The following is an 18,539-nucleotide window of genomic DNA, read 5'->3' as shown; positions in this document are numbered from 1 at the left end:
TTTTGACCCTTAAGCCGCTACTTTTTCGCCTCGTGAATTTCTTCGTCCTCGATCACCGCCGTATGCTGCGCCGCGAGGAAATTGCCGACATGACTGAGGCCGTCGAAATGATCGCAGAACACCTTGATCACGACCAGCAGCGGCACCGCCAGCAAGGCGCCGACGAAACCCCACAGCCAGGACCAGAAGGCGATGGCGATGAGGATCGCCACTGCGTTGATCTCAAGACGGCGGCCGACGACCGTCGGCGTCACGAACTGGCCTTCGACGACATCGCACATAAGGACGAAGGCCGGCGCCAGCAGCGCATAGGAAATCGTGTCGAAGCTGATCAGCGCGATGATCGTGACCAGCGTGATGGTGGTCAGCGCCCCGATATAAGGCAGGAAATTGAGCAGAGCCGCTGCCGCGCCCCAGACCTGCGCGTTGGGCACGCCGAGCGCCCAAAGGCCGAGCCCGATGACAATGCCGAGACATGTATTGATCACCGTGACGGTAAGCAGATAATGCGAGATTTCACGTTCGACGTCGTAGACGACGCGCAGCGCCCGCTTCTTTTCGCTGAGACTGGGGAAGGACTGGACGATCTTTTCATAGAACATCGTGCCCGAGGCGAGCAGGAACAGCGACAGGACGAAGACGATGGTAACGCTGACGCCAGCCGACAGCACATTGCCGGCCGCCTGCGAGAGAATACCGGATGGCGCCATCGCCACCCTCTGAACGCCCGGCTCCTGGGAAGTCTGTGTCAGGCCCTCGATCTGGCGCGAAATCTCCACGATCCGTTCGAACGGACGGCGCAATTGTGCCAGACGTTCGGTAAGCTGCTGGCCGATCGTGGAGGTGTTGTTGATGAGGTCGATGACCGGGCCGCTGAGCAGATATCCCGCGACGGCGACGAGGCAGAACGAAAGCAGCACCAGCAGTGTCGCCGAAATGACATCGGGCATGCCATGCTTGCGCAGGAAGCGAACGATCGGCGTCAGCGTCAGCGCCAGCAGGAAAGCCAGAATGACCGGCATGAAGAAGGCGCGGGCGAAGTAAAGCGCGTAGATCGCCATAAGGATGAAGATGCCGACGAGCAGCGAACGCATCAGATGCGCATCCGCCCGTGCCTCGACGCGCGGATCCGGGCTTTCGGCAGCGCTTGCGCCCGAAGCGGCGGGTTCGGCTTTCATTCTGACCCTCGGCGGCACACCGCGATTGGTGCAGACCGTTGGCGAAAACGCCTCTGTCGCTTCAAGGTTCCGTTAGCCGGCGTCACCGGCAAGGCCGCCGCGCGGCCTTGCCAATGAATCAGGTGACTGGGAATCAGGCAACCGGTGCCGCCACGGCGGGAACGGCCCTCGCAGTTTCCCGGCGCACGATCGGCGCCACCTTGGTGCCGTAGAGTTCGATGGCCTTCATCACCTTGGCGTGCGGCATGGTGCCGATCGCCATTTGCAGCAGGAAGCGGTCGTTGCCGAATATCCTGTGCTGGGCAATGATCTTCTCGGCCACCTGTTCTGGATTGCCGACGAACAGCGCGCCGTTTGGGCCGCGCGATTGGTCGAAATGCGCCCGCGATGTCGGCCCCCAGCCGCGCTCGCGGCCGATACGGTTCATCACCTCGGCCTGCGGCCCGTAAAAATCGTCGGCTGCCTGGTCCGTGCTGTCGGCGATGAAGCCGTGCACGTTGAGACTGGTGGCAAGGCTTGCCGGATCGTTGCCGGCGCGTCTGGCTGCATCCCTGTAGATGTCGAACAGCGGTGCGAACCGCGCCGGCTCGCCACCGATGATCGCCAGTGCCAGCGGCAACCCGAGCACGCCCGCGCGGGCGACGGATTGCGGCGTTCCACCGACGGCGATCCAGATCGGCAATTTGTCCTGCAAGGGCCGGGGATAGACGCCGCGATCATTGATCGGAGCGCGCAGACTGCCCGACCAGGTCACCTTGACATTATCGCGGATGGCGAGCAGCAGGTCGAGCTTCTCGGCGAAGAGCTCGTCATAATCTTCGAGATTGTAGCCGAACAGCGGAAAGGACTCGATGAACGAGCCGCGCCCGGCCATGATCTCCGCCCGGCCGCCGGACAGAAGGTCGAGGGTGGCAAACTGCTGGAAGACGCGCACCGGATCGTCGGACGACAGCACGGTGACAGCGCTGGTCAGCCTTATGCGCCTGGTTCGTTCGGCGGCCGCCGCCAGTGCCACAACCGGAGCGGAGGCAGCGTAGTCGGGACGGTGGTGCTCGCCGAGACCAAAGACGTCCAGCCCGACCTGGTCGGCGAGCTCGATCTCCTCGATCAAGTTGCGCAGCCGCTCGTGCGCACCGATCGCACCGGGACCCGGTTCCGGGCTGACGTCGGCGAAAGTGTAGAGACCGAGTTCCATAGTGTGTCATCCCAGGGTTTGTCCTGGCGCTACAGGTAGCGATCAGTCCGCCGCCCCGCCAGATGCCTGGATGGTGAACAGTGCGGGTGCCTCTCAGCCGAATTCAATCGAAATGGCGTCTCCCGGCTGCAACAGATCAGAATTTCATGGCTGGCATACCGTTTTGGCGCTTGAACTCTCGGTTTTCACGCGTATGTAAGCCTCGCAAATTGACTTCAGGGAAGTGGAATTGGCTATCTATAGGGAAAAAGACGTTTTCGAGCGGCGCAATGCCGCGAACGAGGCAAAGAAGGCGCTTCTGGAGCGCTTCAAGGCAAAGCCGGCGGCAGATGATCCAGCGGTGCTGGCACGACAGGCCGAGCGCAAGGCGATCCTCGAGGCCCGCGCGATACGTGAGGCCGAAAAGGCCAGGCTGAAGCAGGAAAAGCTGGCGCGCGAAGCGGCCGAAAAGGCCGAGCGCGAGGCAGCCGCCGAAGCGGCACGCATCGCCGCCGAAGAGGCCGCACAGGCCGAAGCGAAGATCCGGGAAGCTGAAGAGAACGAGCGCATCGCCCGTTTTCTTGCCGACGAGGCCGAACGCAAGGCCAAGCGTGACGCCCGCTATGCCGCGCGCAAGCAGCGCACCGGCAGGACGCCGCCCGGCTTCTCCGCGCGATAACGCCTTCCGGCACTGATTCAAGCCATCGGAACGCTCCGTTTCGATGGCTTTCGGCCGATTTCTTAAATGCGCGAAATCTATCTTCGCCGCATCCATAGGGGATGCGCGTGAGCTTAGTGAACAATCATACCGGCCGCGTTTGCGGCCGGTCGAAATAAGCCGAAACGGTAGCTGCGGCCCTACTTGTCCTTCAGCTTCATCGCCTTCACCGGCGGTGCCTTCAGGGCCGGCGCCGGAGCTGGTTTCTTCGCGTCCTTCTTCGGCTTGCGGGCTTCCTTGCCTGCCTTCATCGCACCCTTAGCCATGATTCGTTCCTCCAGTTGACGTCTGGCGAAGTGAAACAAGAGAAAACGCTCGACTGCAAGAGGCCGCTGCCGGGCAGTCGCCCTGACCGATGGCTGTTAACCGGTTTCTAATTCCCTCGTAAACCGCAGCGGTCCGTGCCATGGTCTTCTTCGCACTGCAGCATCAGCCCTCGCGTTTCGCCGGCTGATGATCAGGCAGGCCGGTCAGGACGACAATGCGGATCCACATCGGTTGCCAGATGAGCTTCGACTTCCCGCAGGAAACACCGCTGATCGCGATGCTAAATGTCCATTATTCGCGCGCATCCGATCTTGAGCGGCCGGACTTCCTGACGTCGAACCCGCCGGTGCCGATCGAGAGCTACCGCGACAGTTTCGGCAATTGGTGCAACCGTCTCGTTGCGCCGGCCGGGCGCTTTGCCTTCGGCACCGACGCGGTCATCCGCGACCCCGGCTCCTTCGAGACGCGCGAGCTGACGGCGTGGCAGCACGAGGTGCGCGATCTGCCGTCGGAGACGCTGCTGTTCCTGCTGCCCAGCCGTTATTGCGAGAGCGACGTGCTGTCGAATGAAGCGTGGCGGCTGTTCGGCAGCACCCCGCTCGGCATTCCGCGCGTCCAGGCGGTCTGCGACTTCGTCCATAACCACATCGTCTTCAACTACTTCAATGCACGGCCGACACGCACCGCCGCCGAAGCCTATCGCGAGCAGAGTGGTGTGTGCCGCGACTTTGCTCACCTCGCTGTTGCCTTCTGCCGCGCCCTGAACATTCCAACCCGCTACTGCACCGGCTATATCAGTGACATCGGCCTGCCAAAGCCGTGGTCGGACATGGATTTCGCCGCCTGGATGGAGGTCTATCTCGGCGGCCGCTGGCACGCGTTCGACCCGCGCAACAACGCGCCGCGCATCGGCCGTATCCTGATCGCCTCCGGACGCGATGCCGCTGATGTGCCGCTGACCCACATTTTCGGGCCGGGCGCGCTGGCTGGCTTCAAGGTCTGGACGGACGAGGTCGTCGAATAGCCCCGCCCCGCCCTTTTGGATAACTGACTTTGTGAACAACTCGGCGCTTCAGGCGTTGTGAGAGCTGTGGAGCGTGGGCGGACGCTCCGCCAATCTCGGTGCATCAACCAAGGCAGCACACCATGGCGGCGCATGGCGGGTCGAAAAAAATGATCTATGCGGCGCTCGCCGGAAATCTTGCGATCGCACTGACCAAATTCGCCGCTGCCTTGTTCACGGGCAGCTCGGCAATGCTCTCGGAAGGCGTCCACTCGCTCGTCGATACCGGCAATGGCAGCCTGCTGCTTTACGGCATGCACCGTGCCGCGCGCCCGGCCGACCGCACGCATCCGCTCGGCCATGGCCGCGAGCTGTACTTCTGGAGCTTCATCGTTGCGCTCCTCGTCTTTGCACTGGGCGCCGGCATATCGTTCTACGAAGGCGTGACGCACATCATGACGCCGGAGCCGATTGCCAACGCCAAGGTGAACTACGCTGTCCTTGGCCTTTCCTTCCTCTTCGAAGGCACCTCTTGGCTGGTGGCGCTGAAGGAGTTCCGCCACCAAAAAGGCAGCCACGGCTGGCTCGAGGCGGTGCAGCTCAGCAAGGATCCTAGTGTCTACACCGTACTCTTCGAGGACAGCGCGGCACTTCTCGGCCTCGTTGTCGCCTTCGCCGGGATATCGGCGGCGGAACTGCTGGACATGCCGAAGCTCGACGGCGCCGCGTCGATCGGCATCGCGCTGATCCTGGGCGCAACCGCGATCTTCCTGGCGCGCGAAAGCAAAAGCCTGCTGCTCGGCGAGCCGGCTTCGCCCGAGGTGCAAATGAAAGTATTGGACATCGTCCAGCAGGACCCGGCGGTGCAGCGGGCGAATGGCGCGCTGACGCTGCATATGGGTCCGCAGGAGATCGTCGCCGCTCTGAGCATCGAGTTCGAGGACCACTTGTCGGCGCCCGAGATAGAGACCTGCGTCGAACGCCTCGAGACGCGGCTGAAAGCGGAGATGCCGGAGGTGACGCGGCTGTTCGTCAAGCCTCAGACCACCGGCACCTGGGAACGCCGGAGCAAGGCCTTGGCGGGGGCATCCGGACAAGAACCGGCCTAAGGAAAATGGCTTGAGGAAATCGATGCGCCATCGGACAGTCCCGGTTATGATCGCAGGCAAAAGCTCGGGAGGAACGAAGATGAAAATCGACGGCGGGTGTCATTGCGGCGCCATCACTTACGAGGCCGAGGTCGATCCGGAAAAGACCACCATTTGTCACTGCATCGATTGTCAGAAGCTAACCGGAACGGCCTTTCGCGTCACCGTGCCGGCGTCCCAGGACAATTACAGGATCACCAAGGGCAAGCCGAAAATCTACATCAAGACCGGTTCGAGCGGCGCCAAGCGCGCCCAGGCGTTTTGCGGTGAGTGTGGCTCGCATCTCTACGCCACGTCGGCGGGCGAGGGACCGAAGGTTTACGGCATCAGGGTCGGCACGGCACGGCAACGCGAGCAACTGGTGCCGAAAAAGCAGATCTGGCACCGCTCGGCGCTGCATTGGCTGCCGGAATTCGAAGGCACGACCATCATCGAGGAGCAGTAGCGCCAGATCCGGGTGAAGCCTCCGGTTCCGGCGTAGCTCTCAATCGTCGCCTTCGACGACCCTTAGCCTCAACTGCCCGGTTTTCGAATCAGCGACGCGCGGGCTGCTTTCCGCTTTTGCTCCGCTGCCATTCGAACCAGCGGTATCCTCCGCCGGCTGCACGCCAAACTCCAGCGCCTCGATCTTTTGTCCGCGCCGGGTCACCTTCGATGTCGAGACCAGGATGTCGTCGATATCCTTGGCCGATTGACCGAAATGCGTCTGCAATTTGCGCACCCGCTCGTCGAGCCGGGAGACGTCTTCCATTAGCCGGATGACCTCGCCCTGGATCAGGTGCGCCTGCTCGCGCATGCGGGCATCCTTGAGGATTGCCTGGATGACCTGAATCGACAGCATCAAAAGCGATGGCGAGACGATGACGATCCGCGATCGATGCGCCTTTTGGACAACGGCCTCGAAATTCTCATGGATTTCGGCGAACACCGATTCCGAGGGCACGAACATGAAGGCGGTGTCCTGCGTCTCGCCCTGGATCAGGTATTTTTCGGAAATATCGCGGACATGCACCTCGATGTCGCGGCGGAAAGCCTGTGCTGCCGACTTCTGCAGGTCGGCGCCTTCGGCGGCACGGATGGCATTCCACGCCTCGAGCGGAAACTTTGCGTCGATGGCAAGTGACGGCGCGCCGTTCGGCATCTTCACCAGGCAGTCGGGCCGGCTGCCATTCGACAAGGTCGCCTGGAATTCATAGGCGCCGTGCGGCAATCCGTCGGCGACGATGGCCTCCATGCGCGACTGGCCGAAGGCGCCGCGCGTCTGCTTGTTGGAAAGGATCGCCTGCAATTGCACGACCTGGCCGGCCAGCGACTGGATATTGCCTTGCGCGATATCGATAACCGCCAGCCGTTCCTGCAGCTTGGCGAGGCTCTCATGCGTCGATCTCGTCTGCTCGGTCATGGTCTGGCCCAGGCGGCCGGTCATGGCATCGAGGCGCTGGCCGATCGACTGGGTCAGTTCCGCCTGGCGCGCCCCGAACACTTCGGCGATGGCGCCCATGCGGCCTTGCATTTCCGCCTGGCTTGCCAAGATGCCGGCCATCCGCACCTCGGCGTCACGGGCGTGGTCGGCGGCTTCGGCGGCCGCCACTGCACGCGCCTTGGCCGATCGCCAGAGCGCAACGACGAGCGCCACGAACAGTCCAAGGAACAGCATTGCGCCGAAACCCAGGGCTTGGCCGAGCGTGAGCGTGGTGGCGCCGAGGCGGGCGACAGGTTCGGACAGGATGGTGGCCAGATCGTTCATGCCGACAGCATAGATGATTCGGTCTGCCGGCACAGATCAAAACGTGAACGACCCGAAGCCGTCCCGGTTGACGCTTTTCCTGCGAGGTCTTAGGTGAGACGCCATGTCGATCAAGCCGCTTATCATCCTCCCCGATCCCGTCCTGCGCCAGGTTTCAAAACCGGTCGAGCGTGTCGATGGCGATTTGCGCAAACTGGCCGGCGACATGCTGGACACTATGTATGACGCGCCCGGCATCGGCCTCGCAGCGATCCAGGTCGGCGAACCCTTGCGCATGCTGGTGATCGACCTCGCCAAGGAGGACGAGACGCCGGCGCCGCACGTCTTCATCAATCCCGAAATCCTTGAAAGCTCCGACCAGCGTTCGGTCTATGAGGAAGGCTGCCTGTCGATCCCCGATTACTATGCCGAAGTCGAGCGCCCCGCCGCGGTGCGGGTGAAGTATCTCGATCGCGACGGCAAGCTGCAGGAGATCGAGGCCGAGGGGCTGATGGCGACCTGCCTGCAGCACGAGATCGACCATCTCAACGGCGTGCTGTTCATCGACCACATCTCAAAACTGAAGCGCGACATGGTGGTCAAGAAGTTCAAAAAGCTCGCCAGGGACAAGGCGCCGGGCAAGATGGTGGGATAGGGGTCGACGAATGCCCCTGCGTGTCATCTTCATGGGTACGCCCGAATTCTCCGTGCCGACGCTGCGGGCGATTGCCGGGGCCGGGCACGGGTTGACCGCCGTCTATACGCAGCCGCCGCGCGCCGGCGGCCGGCGCGGGCTCGAACTGACGCGGTCGCCGGCGCAGCGCGAGGCGGAGCGGCTGGGCGTCGAGGTGCGGACGCCGGTGTCGCTGAAGAGCGAGGCGGAGCAGGAGGCGTTCCGCGCCTTGCGCGCCGACGTCGCCGTGGTCGTCGCCTACGGGCTGCTTCTGCCCAAACCCATTCTCGAGGCGCCGCGGCTCGGTTGTCTCAATGGCCACGCATCGTTGTTGCCGCGCTGGCGCGGCGCTGCCCCTATCCAGCGCGCCATCATGGCCGGCGATACCGAAACGGGCATGATGGTGATGCGGATGGACGAAGGCCTCGACACCGGGCCGGTGGCAATGGTTGAAAAATGTCCCATTGGACCCGACATGACGGCCGGCGATCTGCACGACCGGCTGATGGTCCTCAGTGCTGCGCTGATGGTGCAAGCGCTCGAGCGGCTGGAGCGGAATACGCTGACATTTACCACACAGGCGGAGGTGGGGGTGACCTACGCCAAGAAAATCGATAAATCGGAGACTCGCATAGCCTGGCTGCGACCTGCTGGCGACGTGCACAACCAGATTCGCGGCCTGTCGCCCTTTCCCGGTGCATGGTGCGAGGCCGAAATCGGCGGCCGTGTAGAACGGCTGAAACTGCTTCGCTCGACGCTCTCGCAAGGCGCCGGCGAACCGGGAGGAATTCTCGATGACCGGCTGACGGTCGCCTGCGGGTCAGGCGCGATCAGGCTGGTCGAAGTTCAACGTGCGGGCGCAAGGCCCATAGCCGCGCAGGAGTTTCTGCGCGGGGCCAAGCTCGAAAAAGGAATGAAATTGTCATGAGCATGATGTCCATACGCGCGGCGACGCCGCGGGACCGCGAGGCGATCCGCCTAGTCGAAGAACACGCATTCGGCCAGCAGACGGAGGCCGGACTGGTCGACGCGCTGGTCACCGGCGGTGATGCCGTCGTCGAACTGGTGGCGGACGAAGACGGGCAAGTGGTCGGGCATATCCTGTTTTCACGGCTTTTCGTGCAGAATGGCGGCAAGAGCTTCCCGGCGGTGGCTTTGGCTCCTTTGGCGGTCGAGCCGTCGTTCCACGGCACCGGCATCGGCGGTGCGCTGGTCCGCGAGGCGCATATCCGCCTGAAGGCTGCTGGCGAGACGCTCGCCGTGGTGCTCGGCGATCCCGCTTACTATGGACGTTTCGGTTACAGCCGCGCCCGTGCAGCGAAGTTCGAGAGCGAGTACCAAAGCGAGGCTTTGCAGGCGCTTGCCTGGGGCGAGGCGCCGGAGACCGGCAGGCTGGTCTACGCCTCGGCCTTCGGCTCAGCCCTCGCCGCCTGATTTCGCTTCGATCCGGGAATGCCGCGTTTTCGCCTCGACATCGAATATGACGGCAGTCTCTTCGCCGGCTGGCAGCGCCAGGCCAACCAGCCTTCGGTGCAGCAGGCGATCGAGCAGGCGATCGAGAAGTTCTGTGGCGAGCAGGTTTCGCTGCGCGCCGCCGGCCGCACCGATGCCGGCGTCCATGCGACCGCTCAGGTGGCGCATGTCGATCTGATCAAGGCATGGCCCGGCGACAAGGTGCGCGACGCCGTCAACGCGCATCTGCAGGCGGCCAAGGTGCGCATCGCCATCCTGAAGGCCGCCTCCGTGCCGGATGGTTTCGATGCGCGTTTCTCGGCGATCGGCCGCCATTACCTCTACCGCATCGTCAATCGCCGCGCGCCGGCGGCGCTCGACAAGGGCAAGATCTGGTGGGTACCGAAGCAGCTCGATGCCGGGGCCATGCACGAAGCGGCAAAGGTGCTGCTTGGCCGGCATGATTTCACCACCTTCCGCTCGACCCAGTGCCAAGCCTCCAGCCCGGTCCGCACACTCGACCGGCTGGATGTCAGCCGGGCGGGCGATTTCATTGAGGTCCGCGCTTCGGCGCGCTCATTCCTGCACAACCAGGTGCGCTCTATGGTCGGCTCGCTCAAACGCGTCGGCGAAGGCGGCTGGACTGTTGCCGACCTCAAGGCGGCGCTTGAGGCGCGCGACCGTGCGGCCTGCGGTCAGGTGGCGCCGCCCGACGGGCTGTTTCTCGTCGGCGTCGACTACCCGACGCCTGGCTGATCCGGAACGCTGATCCCGAGCAGCGCCTGCAGTCCGAACAGGACGATCAGCGAGGCCACGAACATGCCGGCAAAAACGGCGCTGCCGACGGCCGCACCCCTGCCGATCGCAACGTTGGTCATCCGCCAGGTCAAGACCATCGACAGCGCAAACAACAGCAGCGACACGAGTCCGGAGACTTCGTTGGCCGACGTCAGGAAAAGCCGGATCAACGCCGATGGCAGCATCATCCAGGCGATGATCGCCGAGGCCCAGTTGCTGGCCACGACATAATGGACGAAACGGCCGCCGACGCCGACCCGCGGCGCCACCAGCGCGAGGCCTATGAGCGGCAGCACCCAGGCGCCGATATCGACGGTGGCCAGGCGGATCAACATGCTGAAACGGCCGACGAATGCGTTGGGGTCGCCGATCTCGTTGGCAATACCGACCCAGCCGACGATCAGTGCCGGCGCCGCGACGACGATGGCAAAAAAGGAGTTCCAGAATCCGTCCGCCGAAAGGTCGAGCAGACGAAATCCGTCGGCCTTGCCGAGCATCAGCCGCCAGGCACCGGCAAGCGAAGCGTAGGTTTCATCCGCTGAAAGCATCACTAGGATATGTCCTGCGCAAACCAGTCTTCAACGAAGCGCAGATAAATCTGCGTCAGCGTCTCGAGGTCGGCAATCGCCACGCGTTCGTCGACCATGTGCATGGTCTTGCCGACAAGGCCGAATTCGACCACCGGACAATAATCCTTGATGAAGCGGGCATCGGAGGTGCCGCCGGAGGTGGAGAGCGCAGGCTTCCTGCCGGTCACCGCCTTGATCGAGCCGCCAAGCGTCTCGATCAACCTGTCGTCGCGTGTCAGAAAAACGTGGCTCGGTCCGTCGCGCCAAGCGATCTCGTAGTCGACGGGCGTCTTCTTGCCGGCGCGGTATTTCTTGCGTTTCGCCGCCCGGTCGAGGCGGTTGTGGATCTCGGCCTGGATCGTCTCGGCGGTCCATGTGTCGTTGAAGCGAATATTGAAGGTAGCCGCCGCCTTCGCCGGGATGACGTTGGTGGCAGGATTGCCGACATCGATGGAGGTCACCTCAAGATTGGTCGGCTGGAAATCCCTTGTTCCGTTGTCGAAGACGGGGTGAAGCAAGGCGTCGACCAGCGTCACCAGGCCGCGCACCGGGTTGTCGGCCAGCTGCGGATAGGCGGCGTGTCCCTGGCGGCCGTTGACGACGACCGTGCCCGATAGCGAGCCGCGCCGGCCGATCTTGATCATATCGCCGAGCGCGTCGGGATTGGTCGGCTCGCCGACGATCGCAGCATGCCATTTCTCGCCTTTGGCGGCCGCCCATTCGAGCAGTTTCGTCGTGCCGTTGATCGCCGGACCTTCCTCATCGCCGGTTATCAGCAGCGAGACCGACCCCTTCGGGCCGCCCTTCTGCGCGATGTGTCGCGCTACCGCCGCGACGAAACAAGCAATGCCGCCCTTCATGTCGACGGCGCCGCGGCCGAACATCTCGCCATTGGCGATGTCGGCTGCAAAGGGCGGGTGCGTCCAGGCTGTTTCATCGCCCACCGGCACGACATCGGTATGGCCGGCAAACATCAGATGCGGGCCGTTGCCGGAACGCCGCGCGTAAAGATTCTCTATGTCAGGTGTGCCGGATTCGGAAAACACCGGGCGCTCGACGGCAAAGCCGAGCGGCTTCAACATTTCTTCCAGCGCGCTCAGCGCACCGCCTTCGGCGGGCGTCACGGAAGCGCAGCGGATGAGAGCAGCCAGATTTCTGGTCGGATCGGTAGGCAGCGTCATGGGCAAAGCGATAGTCGAAAGCGCAGGGACTGTCACGGCCAGACATAAGGGCCAGACATGCCGCCGACATTATGGTTTTCATGTCGTATAATTGCGGCAAGGCCTCTCGACCAGGGCAGGGCCATCGCATGATCACGCATGGCAAGACAATCGTAATCGCCGGTGCCGGCAGTATCGGCTGCTACGCCGGCGGCTGCCCGATACTTGCCGGGCGACAAATGGTTCTGCCGGCGCGGCCGCGCATCGAGAAGGCGGGCAAGTAACGGTCAAGAGCGGCGCGACGCAAGGCATGGCCGGCCGGGCAGGAGAGAAGCGGATCGCCCTGCCTGTCGCCGGAAGCCGTCGCCGTCAGATGGTAGCCCGCACAGGTGCCCAGTAACGGCCCTTGCCGGTGCGCTTGGCTTCGTAGAGCGCATGGTCGGAACAGGTGAGCAGGATTTCCGGATCGCCGCCGTCGGCGGGTGCGAAGGCGCTGCCGACGCTCAGGCCGACATGGATAGCGGAACCGACCCCGAGGTCGAAAGGCACCGAGACCTTTTCGATGGCCCGCTTTGCCAGGTAGGTGGCCTCGATCTCCGAGGTTGCGGGCAAAAGGATGACAAATTCATCGCCGCCAATGCGGAAGACAACGTCCCCCGGACGGAAGCCGCGCTTCAATCGTTCGGCCACCTTGCGCAGCAGCACGTCGCCGACGGCGTGGCCAAAACGGTCGTTGACCTGTTTGAAACCGTCGAGATCCATGCTGAGCACTGCAAACGGCTTGCCGCCATTGGCGGCCGGCGCCGCAAGCTCGCGGCACATGTCGCGCAATTTCTCCTGCAGGAAGATGCGGTTTGGCAGGCCGGTCAGCGCGTCCTTGATGGCCAGGTCGCGATTGTCCAGTTCGGCGCGGATCATGCGGGCATTGATTGCGTGGTTCTGAAGCAGCACGATGATGACGCCGGCCACATAGAACGGCGTTTGAATTCCGACGATCGGCATTCCGGGCGCCGCAGAAAACAATGCACCGGCCACGTAAGGCAGGCTTACGGCCAACATGACGAATATGGCGAAGCGCGGGGTCGCCGCATTGCGTGACGACACCACGCCGACGACGCCTGCGACATTCAAGGCGGCAAGTACGGAAAGCGCCATATTCCCGCTGGCAACACAGCCATAGCAGCCGAGGCCGAAGACGACCGACCAGACGCCGCTGGCTGTCATCAGGCCCGCCAGCGGCCCTTTCGAGCCGCGCGTGCGGGCCTGTTCGCATTCCCGCATCAGCAGAACGCGGACGGTGAAAAGCATCAGGTCGGCGGCAATCCAGGCGTAGGGCCACCAATCCCCGGTGGCGAGAGCGGCGCTGACCGCAACCAACAGAACGCTGATGGTGCCGAACAGGACTGCGAATTTGCGATCGAAGGTGGTGTCGAGAAGCCGGGCGCGGACAGCTTCCGGTTCCAATTTCATTGGCGAAGAGAACCAGGCAAACAGGCGAGCGGCGGCGCTCCACGTTTTGCGCGGCTCCTTGGTGATCAGGGATAGGTCGCTTGCCAGTCGAGCGCTCCGTGCCGGTCGACACAGTCTTCGCCGGCATGCTGGGCCAGGGTGATTAACATTCGCTTAGAGCATCCGGCACAAAACCGGGCTTTCGGAACTCCCCGCTCTGCCGCTCTAGCGGATCTGACCGCCGGGTCGCCGGTTTTAGCTTGCCGGCCCCGGTCGTCTGCGGACTGCAGGCCGACGCGGTGGACCCGGCTCGGGATCGGTCTTCGCCGCACGTGCCGGCTGCCCATGAGGGGTTTCGATCAGCGTGATCTTCTGCCAGATCTTTCGCGAGAGGTTCGAAGCCAGGTTCTCGATGTCGTTGACGCCGTCGATCACCACGGCGTCATTCACCGATTGCGCGAACAGCGCGGCGATCTTGCCGGTGATCGACAGCATTTCGGAGCAGTAGTCGAGATAGCGGGCAAGGTCGGCGGCGTTGGTGATGCGGGCTGGCGAATGGGCAGTCGGCTTGAAACTGGGTGAAAGTGCGGCCGGATCCTTGGTCAGCTGGTGCATGTCGATGACATGGATCAGCGACCGCAACCCGTGGAGCTGGCGAAACACCCGCTTGCGCTTGATCCGCTCCTCGGAGCGAATCAGGGCCAGGAAGCCCAGCACCGCGAGGATGATCACGTTGAGGGAGGCTTCGATTCCTTGCACCGACTGGAAGGCATCGTGGTTTCCCGAGATGCGGCCAAGCGGCAGGATTGTGCCGACGAACAGGAACATCAGCGCTCCGGCGACGAAGGCGGCGATGATGAGGCCGCGCAGCCACCAGATCGGCGCCTCCAGCGCCTTGGCTGCCTTTGCCAGATCGCGCGACAGCGACACCAGCTCCGCGGCGACGCCACGCAAGCCTGCATCGGGAAAGCGCTCGGCGACGCGCCCTTCCAGCCGTTCGGCGGTTTCGAGGATCAGTTTCGGATCAAGCGAGCGGTAGCGCATGACGAAATGTCCGATCGGCGCTCAGGGTTCAGCCGGGGCATTGGTGCGCTTGCCGTAGCGGTTGGGGCCGGGTTGCCCTGGAAACAGGCAAAGCACGAGGAAAGCGATGATCGAGACAACCGGGACGAAAAGCACCAGCGCCGCAACGCCCGGCTTGTCGAGGTCGTGCAACCGCTTGACCGCCAGCACCACGTTCGACCAAAGCGAGGCAATGAAGGCGATGAAGAAAATAAACGACCACATGTTGCTCTCGGTGGTGCCTTCCGGCACCAGCGTGAAACGGTAGAGCGGGAAGGCCTGTATGATGGCCACCAGCAATCCTCCAAGAAAATAGGCCGCGCGGCTGACGCGGCCCGAAGCTTTGAAGAAAAGCCAGATGAGGTCTGATCTATCAGGCAAGCGAATTCCGTCCGTATTCGTTGAGAAAGATCAATCGCGCAGCAATTCGTTGATCGATGTCTTGGAACGGGTTCTGGCGTCGACCCGCTTGACGATGACGGCGCAGTAGAGGCTGGGGCCGGGCTCGTTGTTTGGAAAAGGCTTGCCGGGCAGCGAGCCGGCGACGACGACGGAATTAGGCGGCACCTCGCCGTAGAAGATCTCGCCGGTGGCGCGGTCGACGATCTTGGTCGACTGGCCGATGAAGACGCCCATGCCGAGCACCGAGCCCTCGCGCACGATGCAGCCTTCGACCACTTCGGAACGGGCGCCGATGAAACAGTTGTCCTCGATGATGGTGGGACCCGCCTGCATCGGCTCCAGCACACCGCCGATGCCGACACCGCCCGACAGATGCACATTCTTGCCGATCTGGGCGCAGGAGCCGACCGAAGCCCAGGTGTCGACCATGGTGCCGCTGTCGACATAGGCGCCGACATTGACGAAGGACGGCATCAGCACGGCGCCGGGCGCGACATAGGCGGAGCGGCGCACGATCGACGACGGCACGGCGCGGAAGCCGGCCTTCTCGAAATCGACGGCGCTCCAGCCGTCGAACTTCGAGGGCACCTTGTCCCACCAAACCGCCTGACCGGGACCACCCTTGATGATCTCCATCGGGTTGAGCCGGAAGGACAGCAGCACCGCTTTTTTCAGCCACTGGTTGACGTGCCATTTGCCGTCGGCCTGCCGCTCGGCGACGCGGGCGACGCCCCGGTCGAGCAGGTCGAGCGCCGATTGGATGGCCTCGCGCGTCTCGCCGCGGGTTGCGGTCGAAATCGTGTCGCGTTCCTCGAAGGCGTTCTCGATGATCTCCTCGAGGCTCGCGAGATCGTGCTTCGACATGAATTCGCTCCATTACCAAGCTGTTAAGGGCCGGCGCCTTAACCTGTTTGAAAGTCGCGCGGACCCTATGTGAAGGCTTGGGGAGGGTCAATCGCGGCAGCGTCACGGGACGGCGCAAGTGAATGAATTGGACGGGTAAAGCAAATATGACTCCCATGGAAAAGGCGGGATGGACGCCGCTGCCGCATTCGGACGAGGATCTGGAGCGGTCGAGAAGCGTGCCGGACACGCCGCAAACGCGCGCGGAGACATATCGGCTGGCTTGGAACGACCCCGATTTCATGACGCGGCGCGAGTTGCGCGCGGTCAGGCTGCAGCTCGAACTGCTGAAACCGGAGATGATCCTGGCCGAGCGCGGCATCCAATCGACCGTCATCCTGTTCGGCGGCGCCCGCATCCCCGAGCCCGGCGGCGAAGCCTGGGCGGCCAAGAACGAGACGCAGAAGAAAAACCTCGAGCAAAACAGCAAATATTACGAGGAGGCGCGCAAATTCGCCCGCCTCTGCTCACAGCAGTCGGCCACCTCGTACTATCGCGAATTCGTCGTGGTGACCGGCGGCGGGCCGGGCGTCATGGAGGCCGGCAATCGTGGCGCCGACGATGTTGGCGCGCCGTCGATCGGTCTCAACATCGTGCTGCCGCACGAGCAGGCGCCAAACGCCTACGTGACGCCGGAACTCTGCTTCAACTTCCACTATTTCGCGGTCCGCAAGATGCATTTTGTCATGCGTGCCAAGGCCGTTGCGGTATTTCCCGGCGGCTTCGGCACGATGGACGAGTTCTTCGAAACGCTGACCCTGATCCAGACCGGCCGCATGGAACGCGTGCCGGTCATTCTGTTCGGCAAGGCTTTCTGGGCAAGGGCAATCGACCTCGATTTCCTCGCCGAGCAAGGCACGATCACTCCCGGCGACCAGGATATCATCGATTTTGTCGAGACCGCCGACGAGGCCTGGGGGATCGTCAGCCGCTTCTATAAACTTTGACAAGCAAGCAGGACTTGAAGCGCGCAGGCTGCCTCAAGCAGGGACTTCGACGATCGCCGTGAGAAAGCCGGCGAGATCGTCGGTGACGAAGTCCACATCATCCTCGTTGGCCGGGTCGCGTTCCCAAATTTCCGAGAAGGTCGGCTCGAAATTGCGCGGCACCACCAGCACCGTGGTCATGCCCAGCGATTTCGGTACCGACAGGTTGCGGGCGAGATCTTCGAACATCACCGCATTTTGCCCGGTAACAGCGTGGAGTTCGGCAAATCTCTCATAGGATTGCCGCGCCGGCTTGGGGTTCAGTCCGGCTGCGACGATATCGAAAATGTCGTCGAAATGCTCGAGAATGCCCAGTTGCCGCGCGGTGCGTTCGGCATGCCGGCGATCGCCATTGGTGAAGATGAATTTACGGCCGGGAAGCTGGCGAATGGCGGTGCCGAGGACGGGATCGGGCACCAGCCAGGAATAATCGATGTCGTGCACTTTCTCGAGAAAATCGTCGGGGTCGATGCCGTGGCGCGTCATCAATCCGTTCAGTGTCGTGCCGTATTCGCGGTAGAGCTCCTTTTGCAGCTTGCGTGCTTCCTCGCGCGGCAGCGTCAGCAATTCTCCAACGTAGGCGGTCATCTTCACATCGATCTGCGAGAACAGATTCGAATGGTGCGGATAAAGCGTGTTGTCGAGATCGAACACCCAGTCGGTGACATGGGCAAAGCGGGCGGGGTCGGGAAGTGTGGTCATACCGTCCTTATGGCACGAAACGATCTTTCTAACAGGAGGTTTATCCACAACCTATGCCCGCCAAGAGTGGTGAAAATGGCGAAACGATTAACATTTTAAGCATCGCCGAAAGGTGGCATTCAGCGCTTGCTGACACCAAGACGGAGCAGTGGGAGCCAGCGATGAATCACATATTTCTAAAGTCTGCCGCCATCGCTTTCGCCTCCGTCGCCGCCTCACTTCTGCCGACGCTGATCGTTGTGCCGGCGATGGGATTTTCGATCAATCGCACCATCTGGCTGACATCCACCCTGTGCCCACTCGTTCTGGCCTGGGGCGCCGGCGCCTATGCATTCTGGCAAAGCGAAAAGGTGAAGAACGCGCACCGCGACCTTGCTCGCAATCATGCCCAGCTTGCAGCCGCGCACCGGCGCCTGGCGGACAAGGCGAGCCGCGACGACATGACCGGCATGCTCAACCGCGAAAGTTTCTTTGCCGCCCTCGACGGCTCTCGGCGTAAATCCGATCGCGGGGCATTGCTGATCGTCCATGCCGACCATTTCAAGACCATCAACGACAGCTACGGCCACCTGATCGGCGATGATGCGCTGCTCCTGATCGCAAAGGCGATAGAGCGTGGCGTGCGCAGCGGCGACGTGCTTGGGCGTATCGGCGGCGAGGAATTCTGCGCCCTTCTGATTGGTGCCACCGAACACGAGGCCAGGCGCGTCGCTGAGCGCATCCGCCGTGAGGTCGAGCGTATCCGTTTCCGGCCTGTCGACGAACGAACGGTTCCGCTGACAGTCAGTATTGGCGGCATCACCTGCGGCAGGGACGCCGCAGTGTCGGAGCTGATGCGCGCCGCCGACCAGCGGCTTTACGAGGCCAAGCATCGCGGCCGCAATCTGTCGATCATCGACCGCGATATTTCCGGAGCCGCCTGAGCTCGGCCCTGAGCCTTCCACTGGGAGAGTTCCACCCTGCATTCAACCGCGCCGTGGCCAGACTGTCAAAATCCGAGTATGGCGATGCGGAACAGCAGGGCGGCGGCCGCCAGCGCGACCAGAGCGATGCCAAGGCCAATGGGAGAGCCCCAGCCATACCACTCCAGCGCCAGCTTGGCGTATTTGAACTCCTCAGCCGGTGTGAGTGGGCCGCGCGTCGGGGTCTGATTCATTTTTCACTCCTTG

General features: G+C 62.9%; 23 protein-coding genes. 11 read left to right on the top strand and 12 right to left on the bottom strand.

The window, feature by feature from the left end:
- Window positions 1-17 precede the first annotated feature (17 nt).
- Complete coding sequence (locus NKJ84_RS08060) at window positions 18-1,178, bottom strand: AI-2E family transporter (protein ID WP_352477022.1); 1,161 nt, start codon at window positions 1,176-1,178, stop codon at window positions 18-20.
- A 133-nt stretch (window positions 1,179-1,311) separates the two neighbouring features.
- Window positions 1,312-2,373 (bottom strand): LLM class flavin-dependent oxidoreductase, encoded by a 1,062-nt coding sequence (locus NKJ84_RS08055; protein WP_352506033.1) that lies wholly within the window; start codon window positions 2,371-2,373, stop codon window positions 1,312-1,314.
- A gap of 229 nt (window positions 2,374-2,602) precedes the next feature.
- Here NKJ84_RS08055 and NKJ84_RS08050 point away from each other — a divergent pair, with 229 nt between their 5' ends.
- A complete protein-coding gene (locus NKJ84_RS08050; RefSeq protein ID WP_023718183.1) occupies window positions 2,603-3,031 on the top strand; it encodes a DUF6481 family protein in 429 nt (142 codons plus the stop codon).
- A gap of 179 nt (window positions 3,032-3,210) precedes the next feature.
- On the opposite strand, the gene NKJ84_RS08045 is transcribed toward NKJ84_RS08050, so the two are convergent.
- Window positions 3,211-3,336, bottom strand: coding sequence for a hypothetical protein (locus tag NKJ84_RS08045; RefSeq protein WP_013528464.1), 126 nt, complete (start codon window positions 3,334-3,336; stop codon window positions 3,211-3,213).
- 215 nt (window positions 3,337-3,551) lie between these two features.
- Between NKJ84_RS08045 and NKJ84_RS08040 the strand changes: the two genes are divergently transcribed.
- The 3 genes from NKJ84_RS08040 to NKJ84_RS08030 all read left to right on the top strand — a co-directional run bounded on the left by NKJ84_RS08040 (window position 3,552) and on the right by NKJ84_RS08030 (window position 5,933).
- Window positions 3,552-4,361, top strand: coding sequence for a transglutaminase-like domain-containing protein (locus tag NKJ84_RS08040; RefSeq protein ID WP_254815869.1), 810 nt, complete (start codon window positions 3,552-3,554; stop codon window positions 4,359-4,361).
- A 122-nt stretch (window positions 4,362-4,483) separates the two neighbouring features.
- Complete coding sequence (locus NKJ84_RS08035; RefSeq protein WP_352506032.1) at window positions 4,484-5,449, top strand: cation diffusion facilitator family transporter; 966 nt, start codon at window positions 4,484-4,486, stop codon at window positions 5,447-5,449.
- Window positions 5,450-5,528: 79 nt separating this feature from the next.
- Window positions 5,529-5,933: a GFA family protein gene (locus NKJ84_RS08030; RefSeq protein ID WP_352506031.1), complete on the top strand. Its 405-nt coding sequence runs from the start codon at window positions 5,529-5,531 to the stop codon at window positions 5,931-5,933.
- Between the two features lie 39 nt (window positions 5,934-5,972).
- On the opposite strand, the gene NKJ84_RS08025 is transcribed toward NKJ84_RS08030, so the two are convergent.
- Window positions 5,973-7,235 (bottom strand): DNA recombination protein RmuC, encoded by a 1,263-nt coding sequence (locus NKJ84_RS08025; protein WP_352506030.1) that lies wholly within the window; start codon window positions 7,233-7,235, stop codon window positions 5,973-5,975.
- Between the two features lie 103 nt (window positions 7,236-7,338).
- On the opposite strand from NKJ84_RS08025, the gene def reads away from it, so the two are divergent.
- From def to truA, 4 genes are read left to right on the top strand one after another with little or no spacing between them, the layout of a single operon-like run.
- Complete coding sequence (gene def / locus NKJ84_RS08020) at window positions 7,339-7,869, top strand: peptide deformylase (protein ID WP_352477028.1); 531 nt, start codon at window positions 7,339-7,341, stop codon at window positions 7,867-7,869.
- 16 nt (window positions 7,870-7,885) lie between these two features.
- A complete protein-coding gene (fmt, locus tag NKJ84_RS08015) occupies window positions 7,886-8,815 on the top strand; it encodes a methionyl-tRNA formyltransferase (RefSeq protein ID WP_352506063.1) in 930 nt (309 codons plus the stop codon).
- Window positions 8,812-9,321 (top strand): GNAT family N-acetyltransferase, encoded by a 510-nt coding sequence (locus NKJ84_RS08010; RefSeq protein ID WP_254815873.1) that lies wholly within the window; start codon window positions 8,812-8,814, stop codon window positions 9,319-9,321. The genes fmt and NKJ84_RS08010 overlap by 4 nt, the downstream gene beginning before the upstream one ends.
- Before the next feature lie 18 nt (window positions 9,322-9,339).
- Entirely contained in the window at window positions 9,340-10,095 is a 756-nt protein-coding gene (gene truA / locus NKJ84_RS08005; RefSeq protein WP_352477029.1) for a tRNA pseudouridine(38-40) synthase TruA, read from the top strand.
- On the opposite strand, the gene NKJ84_RS08000 is transcribed toward truA, so the two are convergent.
- Together NKJ84_RS08000 and dapE are read right to left on the bottom strand one after the other, a co-directional pair.
- Entirely contained in the window at window positions 10,077-10,685 is a 609-nt protein-coding gene (locus NKJ84_RS08000) for a transporter (RefSeq protein WP_254815875.1), read from the bottom strand. The two genes, truA and NKJ84_RS08000, sit on opposite strands and share 19 nt — an antisense overlap.
- 2 nt (window positions 10,686-10,687) lie before the next feature.
- Complete coding sequence (gene dapE, locus NKJ84_RS07995; protein WP_254815876.1) at window positions 10,688-11,887, bottom strand: succinyl-diaminopimelate desuccinylase; 1,200 nt, start codon at window positions 11,885-11,887, stop codon at window positions 10,688-10,690.
- A gap of 128 nt (window positions 11,888-12,015) precedes the next feature.
- Here dapE and NKJ84_RS07990 point away from each other — a divergent pair, with 128 nt between their 5' ends.
- Window positions 12,016-12,150, top strand: coding sequence for a hypothetical protein (locus NKJ84_RS07990; protein WP_352506029.1), 135 nt, complete (start codon window positions 12,016-12,018; stop codon window positions 12,148-12,150).
- 85 nt (window positions 12,151-12,235) lie between these two features.
- Here the strand turns inward: NKJ84_RS07990 and NKJ84_RS07985 are convergent, their stop codons facing one another.
- From NKJ84_RS07985 to dapD, 4 genes are all read right to left on the bottom strand, one after another.
- Complete coding sequence (locus NKJ84_RS07985; RefSeq protein ID WP_352506028.1) at window positions 12,236-13,336, bottom strand: GGDEF domain-containing protein; 1,101 nt, start codon at window positions 13,334-13,336, stop codon at window positions 12,236-12,238.
- A 234-nt stretch (window positions 13,337-13,570) separates the two neighbouring features.
- The gene (locus tag NKJ84_RS07980; protein ID WP_352506027.1) at window positions 13,571-14,359 is read right to left on the bottom strand and encodes a hypothetical protein; all 789 of its coding nucleotides are present in this window, start codon (window positions 14,357-14,359) and stop codon (window positions 13,571-13,573) included.
- Window positions 14,360-14,380: 21 nt separating this feature from the next.
- Window positions 14,381-14,758: a DUF805 domain-containing protein gene (locus NKJ84_RS07975; protein ID WP_352455974.1), complete on the bottom strand. Its 378-nt coding sequence runs from the start codon at window positions 14,756-14,758 to the stop codon at window positions 14,381-14,383.
- Window positions 14,759-14,788: 30 nt separating this feature from the next.
- The gene (dapD, locus tag NKJ84_RS07970) at window positions 14,789-15,643 is read right to left on the bottom strand and encodes a 2,3,4,5-tetrahydropyridine-2,6-dicarboxylate N-succinyltransferase (protein WP_352506026.1); all 855 of its coding nucleotides are present in this window, start codon (window positions 15,641-15,643) and stop codon (window positions 14,789-14,791) included.
- A 146-nt stretch (window positions 15,644-15,789) separates the two neighbouring features.
- Here dapD and NKJ84_RS07965 point away from each other — a divergent pair, with 146 nt between their 5' ends.
- Entirely contained in the window at window positions 15,790-16,629 is an 840-nt protein-coding gene (locus tag NKJ84_RS07965) for an LOG family protein (RefSeq protein ID WP_352506025.1), read from the top strand.
- Window positions 16,630-16,662: 33 nt separating this feature from the next.
- Here NKJ84_RS07965 and NKJ84_RS07960 read toward each other — a convergent pair whose 3' ends face one another.
- On the bottom strand, window positions 16,663-17,370 hold the full coding sequence (locus tag NKJ84_RS07960) for a pyrimidine 5'-nucleotidase (protein ID WP_352477037.1): 708 nt from the start codon (window positions 17,368-17,370) through the stop codon (window positions 16,663-16,665).
- Window positions 17,371-17,531: 161 nt separating this feature from the next.
- On the opposite strand from NKJ84_RS07960, the gene NKJ84_RS07955 reads away from it, so the two are divergent.
- Window positions 17,532-18,293, top strand: coding sequence for a GGDEF domain-containing protein (locus NKJ84_RS07955; protein WP_352506024.1), 762 nt, complete (start codon window positions 17,532-17,534; stop codon window positions 18,291-18,293).
- A 65-nt stretch (window positions 18,294-18,358) separates the two neighbouring features.
- Here the strand turns inward: NKJ84_RS07955 and NKJ84_RS07950 are convergent, their stop codons facing one another.
- Entirely contained in the window at window positions 18,359-18,526 is a 168-nt protein-coding gene (locus tag NKJ84_RS07950) for a hypothetical protein (protein WP_352506023.1), read from the bottom strand.
- Window positions 18,527-18,539: the final 13 nt, after the last annotated feature.

The organism is Mesorhizobium sp. M0048, assembly GCF_040323405.1.
Taxonomy (GTDB): Bacteria; Pseudomonadota; Alphaproteobacteria; order Rhizobiales; family Rhizobiaceae; genus Mesorhizobium.
Note: the sequence above shows the minus strand (reverse complement) of the source record. Positions and strands in the feature narration are given on the sequence as shown.

Bases quoted from the DNA above. Each gene is read 5' to 3' on its own strand.
- NKJ84_RS08060 (WP_352477022.1), bottom strand. From the start codon at position 1,178: ATGAAAGCCGAACCCGCCGCTTCGGGCGCAAGCGCTGCCGAAAGCCCG.
- NKJ84_RS08055 (WP_352506033.1), bottom strand. From the start codon at position 2,373: ATGGAACTCGGTCTCTACACTTTCGCCGACGTCAGCCCGGAACCGGGT.
- NKJ84_RS08045 (WP_013528464.1), bottom strand. From the start codon at position 3,336: ATGGCTAAGGGTGCGATGAAGGCAGGCAAGGAAGCCCGCAAGCCGAAG.
- NKJ84_RS08040 (WP_254815869.1), top strand. From the start codon at position 3,552: ATGCGGATCCACATCGGTTGCCAGATGAGCTTCGACTTCCCGCAGGAA.
- NKJ84_RS08035 (WP_352506032.1), top strand. From the start codon at position 4,484: ATGGCGGCGCATGGCGGGTCGAAAAAAATGATCTATGCGGCGCTCGCC.
- NKJ84_RS08030 (WP_352506031.1), top strand. From the start codon at position 5,529: ATGAAAATCGACGGCGGGTGTCATTGCGGCGCCATCACTTACGAGGCC.
- NKJ84_RS08025 (WP_352506030.1), bottom strand. From the start codon at position 7,235: ATGAACGATCTGGCCACCATCCTGTCCGAACCTGTCGCCCGCCTCGGC.
- def (WP_352477028.1), top strand. From the start codon at position 7,339: ATGTCGATCAAGCCGCTTATCATCCTCCCCGATCCCGTCCTGCGCCAG.
- NKJ84_RS08010 (WP_254815873.1), top strand. From the start codon at position 8,812: ATGAGCATGATGTCCATACGCGCGGCGACGCCGCGGGACCGCGAGGCG.
- truA (WP_352477029.1), top strand. From the start codon at position 9,340: ATGCCGCGTTTTCGCCTCGACATCGAATATGACGGCAGTCTCTTCGCC.
- NKJ84_RS08000 (WP_254815875.1), bottom strand. From the start codon at position 10,685: ATGCTTTCAGCGGATGAAACCTACGCTTCGCTTGCCGGTGCCTGGCGG.
- dapE (WP_254815876.1), bottom strand. From the start codon at position 11,887: ATGACGCTGCCTACCGATCCGACCAGAAATCTGGCTGCTCTCATCCGC.
- NKJ84_RS07990 (WP_352506029.1), top strand. From the start codon at position 12,016: ATGATCACGCATGGCAAGACAATCGTAATCGCCGGTGCCGGCAGTATC.
- NKJ84_RS07985 (WP_352506028.1), bottom strand. From the start codon at position 13,336: ATGAAATTGGAACCGGAAGCTGTCCGCGCCCGGCTTCTCGACACCACC.
- NKJ84_RS07980 (WP_352506027.1), bottom strand. From the start codon at position 14,359: ATGCGCTACCGCTCGCTTGATCCGAAACTGATCCTCGAAACCGCCGAA.
- dapD (WP_352506026.1), bottom strand. From the start codon at position 15,643: ATGTCGAAGCACGATCTCGCGAGCCTCGAGGAGATCATCGAGAACGCC.
- NKJ84_RS07965 (WP_352506025.1), top strand. From the start codon at position 15,790: ATGACTCCCATGGAAAAGGCGGGATGGACGCCGCTGCCGCATTCGGAC.
- NKJ84_RS07960 (WP_352477037.1), bottom strand. From the start codon at position 17,370: ATGACCACACTTCCCGACCCCGCCCGCTTTGCCCATGTCACCGACTGG.
- NKJ84_RS07955 (WP_352506024.1), top strand. From the start codon at position 17,532: ATGAATCACATATTTCTAAAGTCTGCCGCCATCGCTTTCGCCTCCGTC.
- NKJ84_RS07950 (WP_352506023.1), bottom strand. From the start codon at position 18,526: ATGAATCAGACCCCGACGCGCGGCCCACTCACACCGGCTGAGGAGTTC.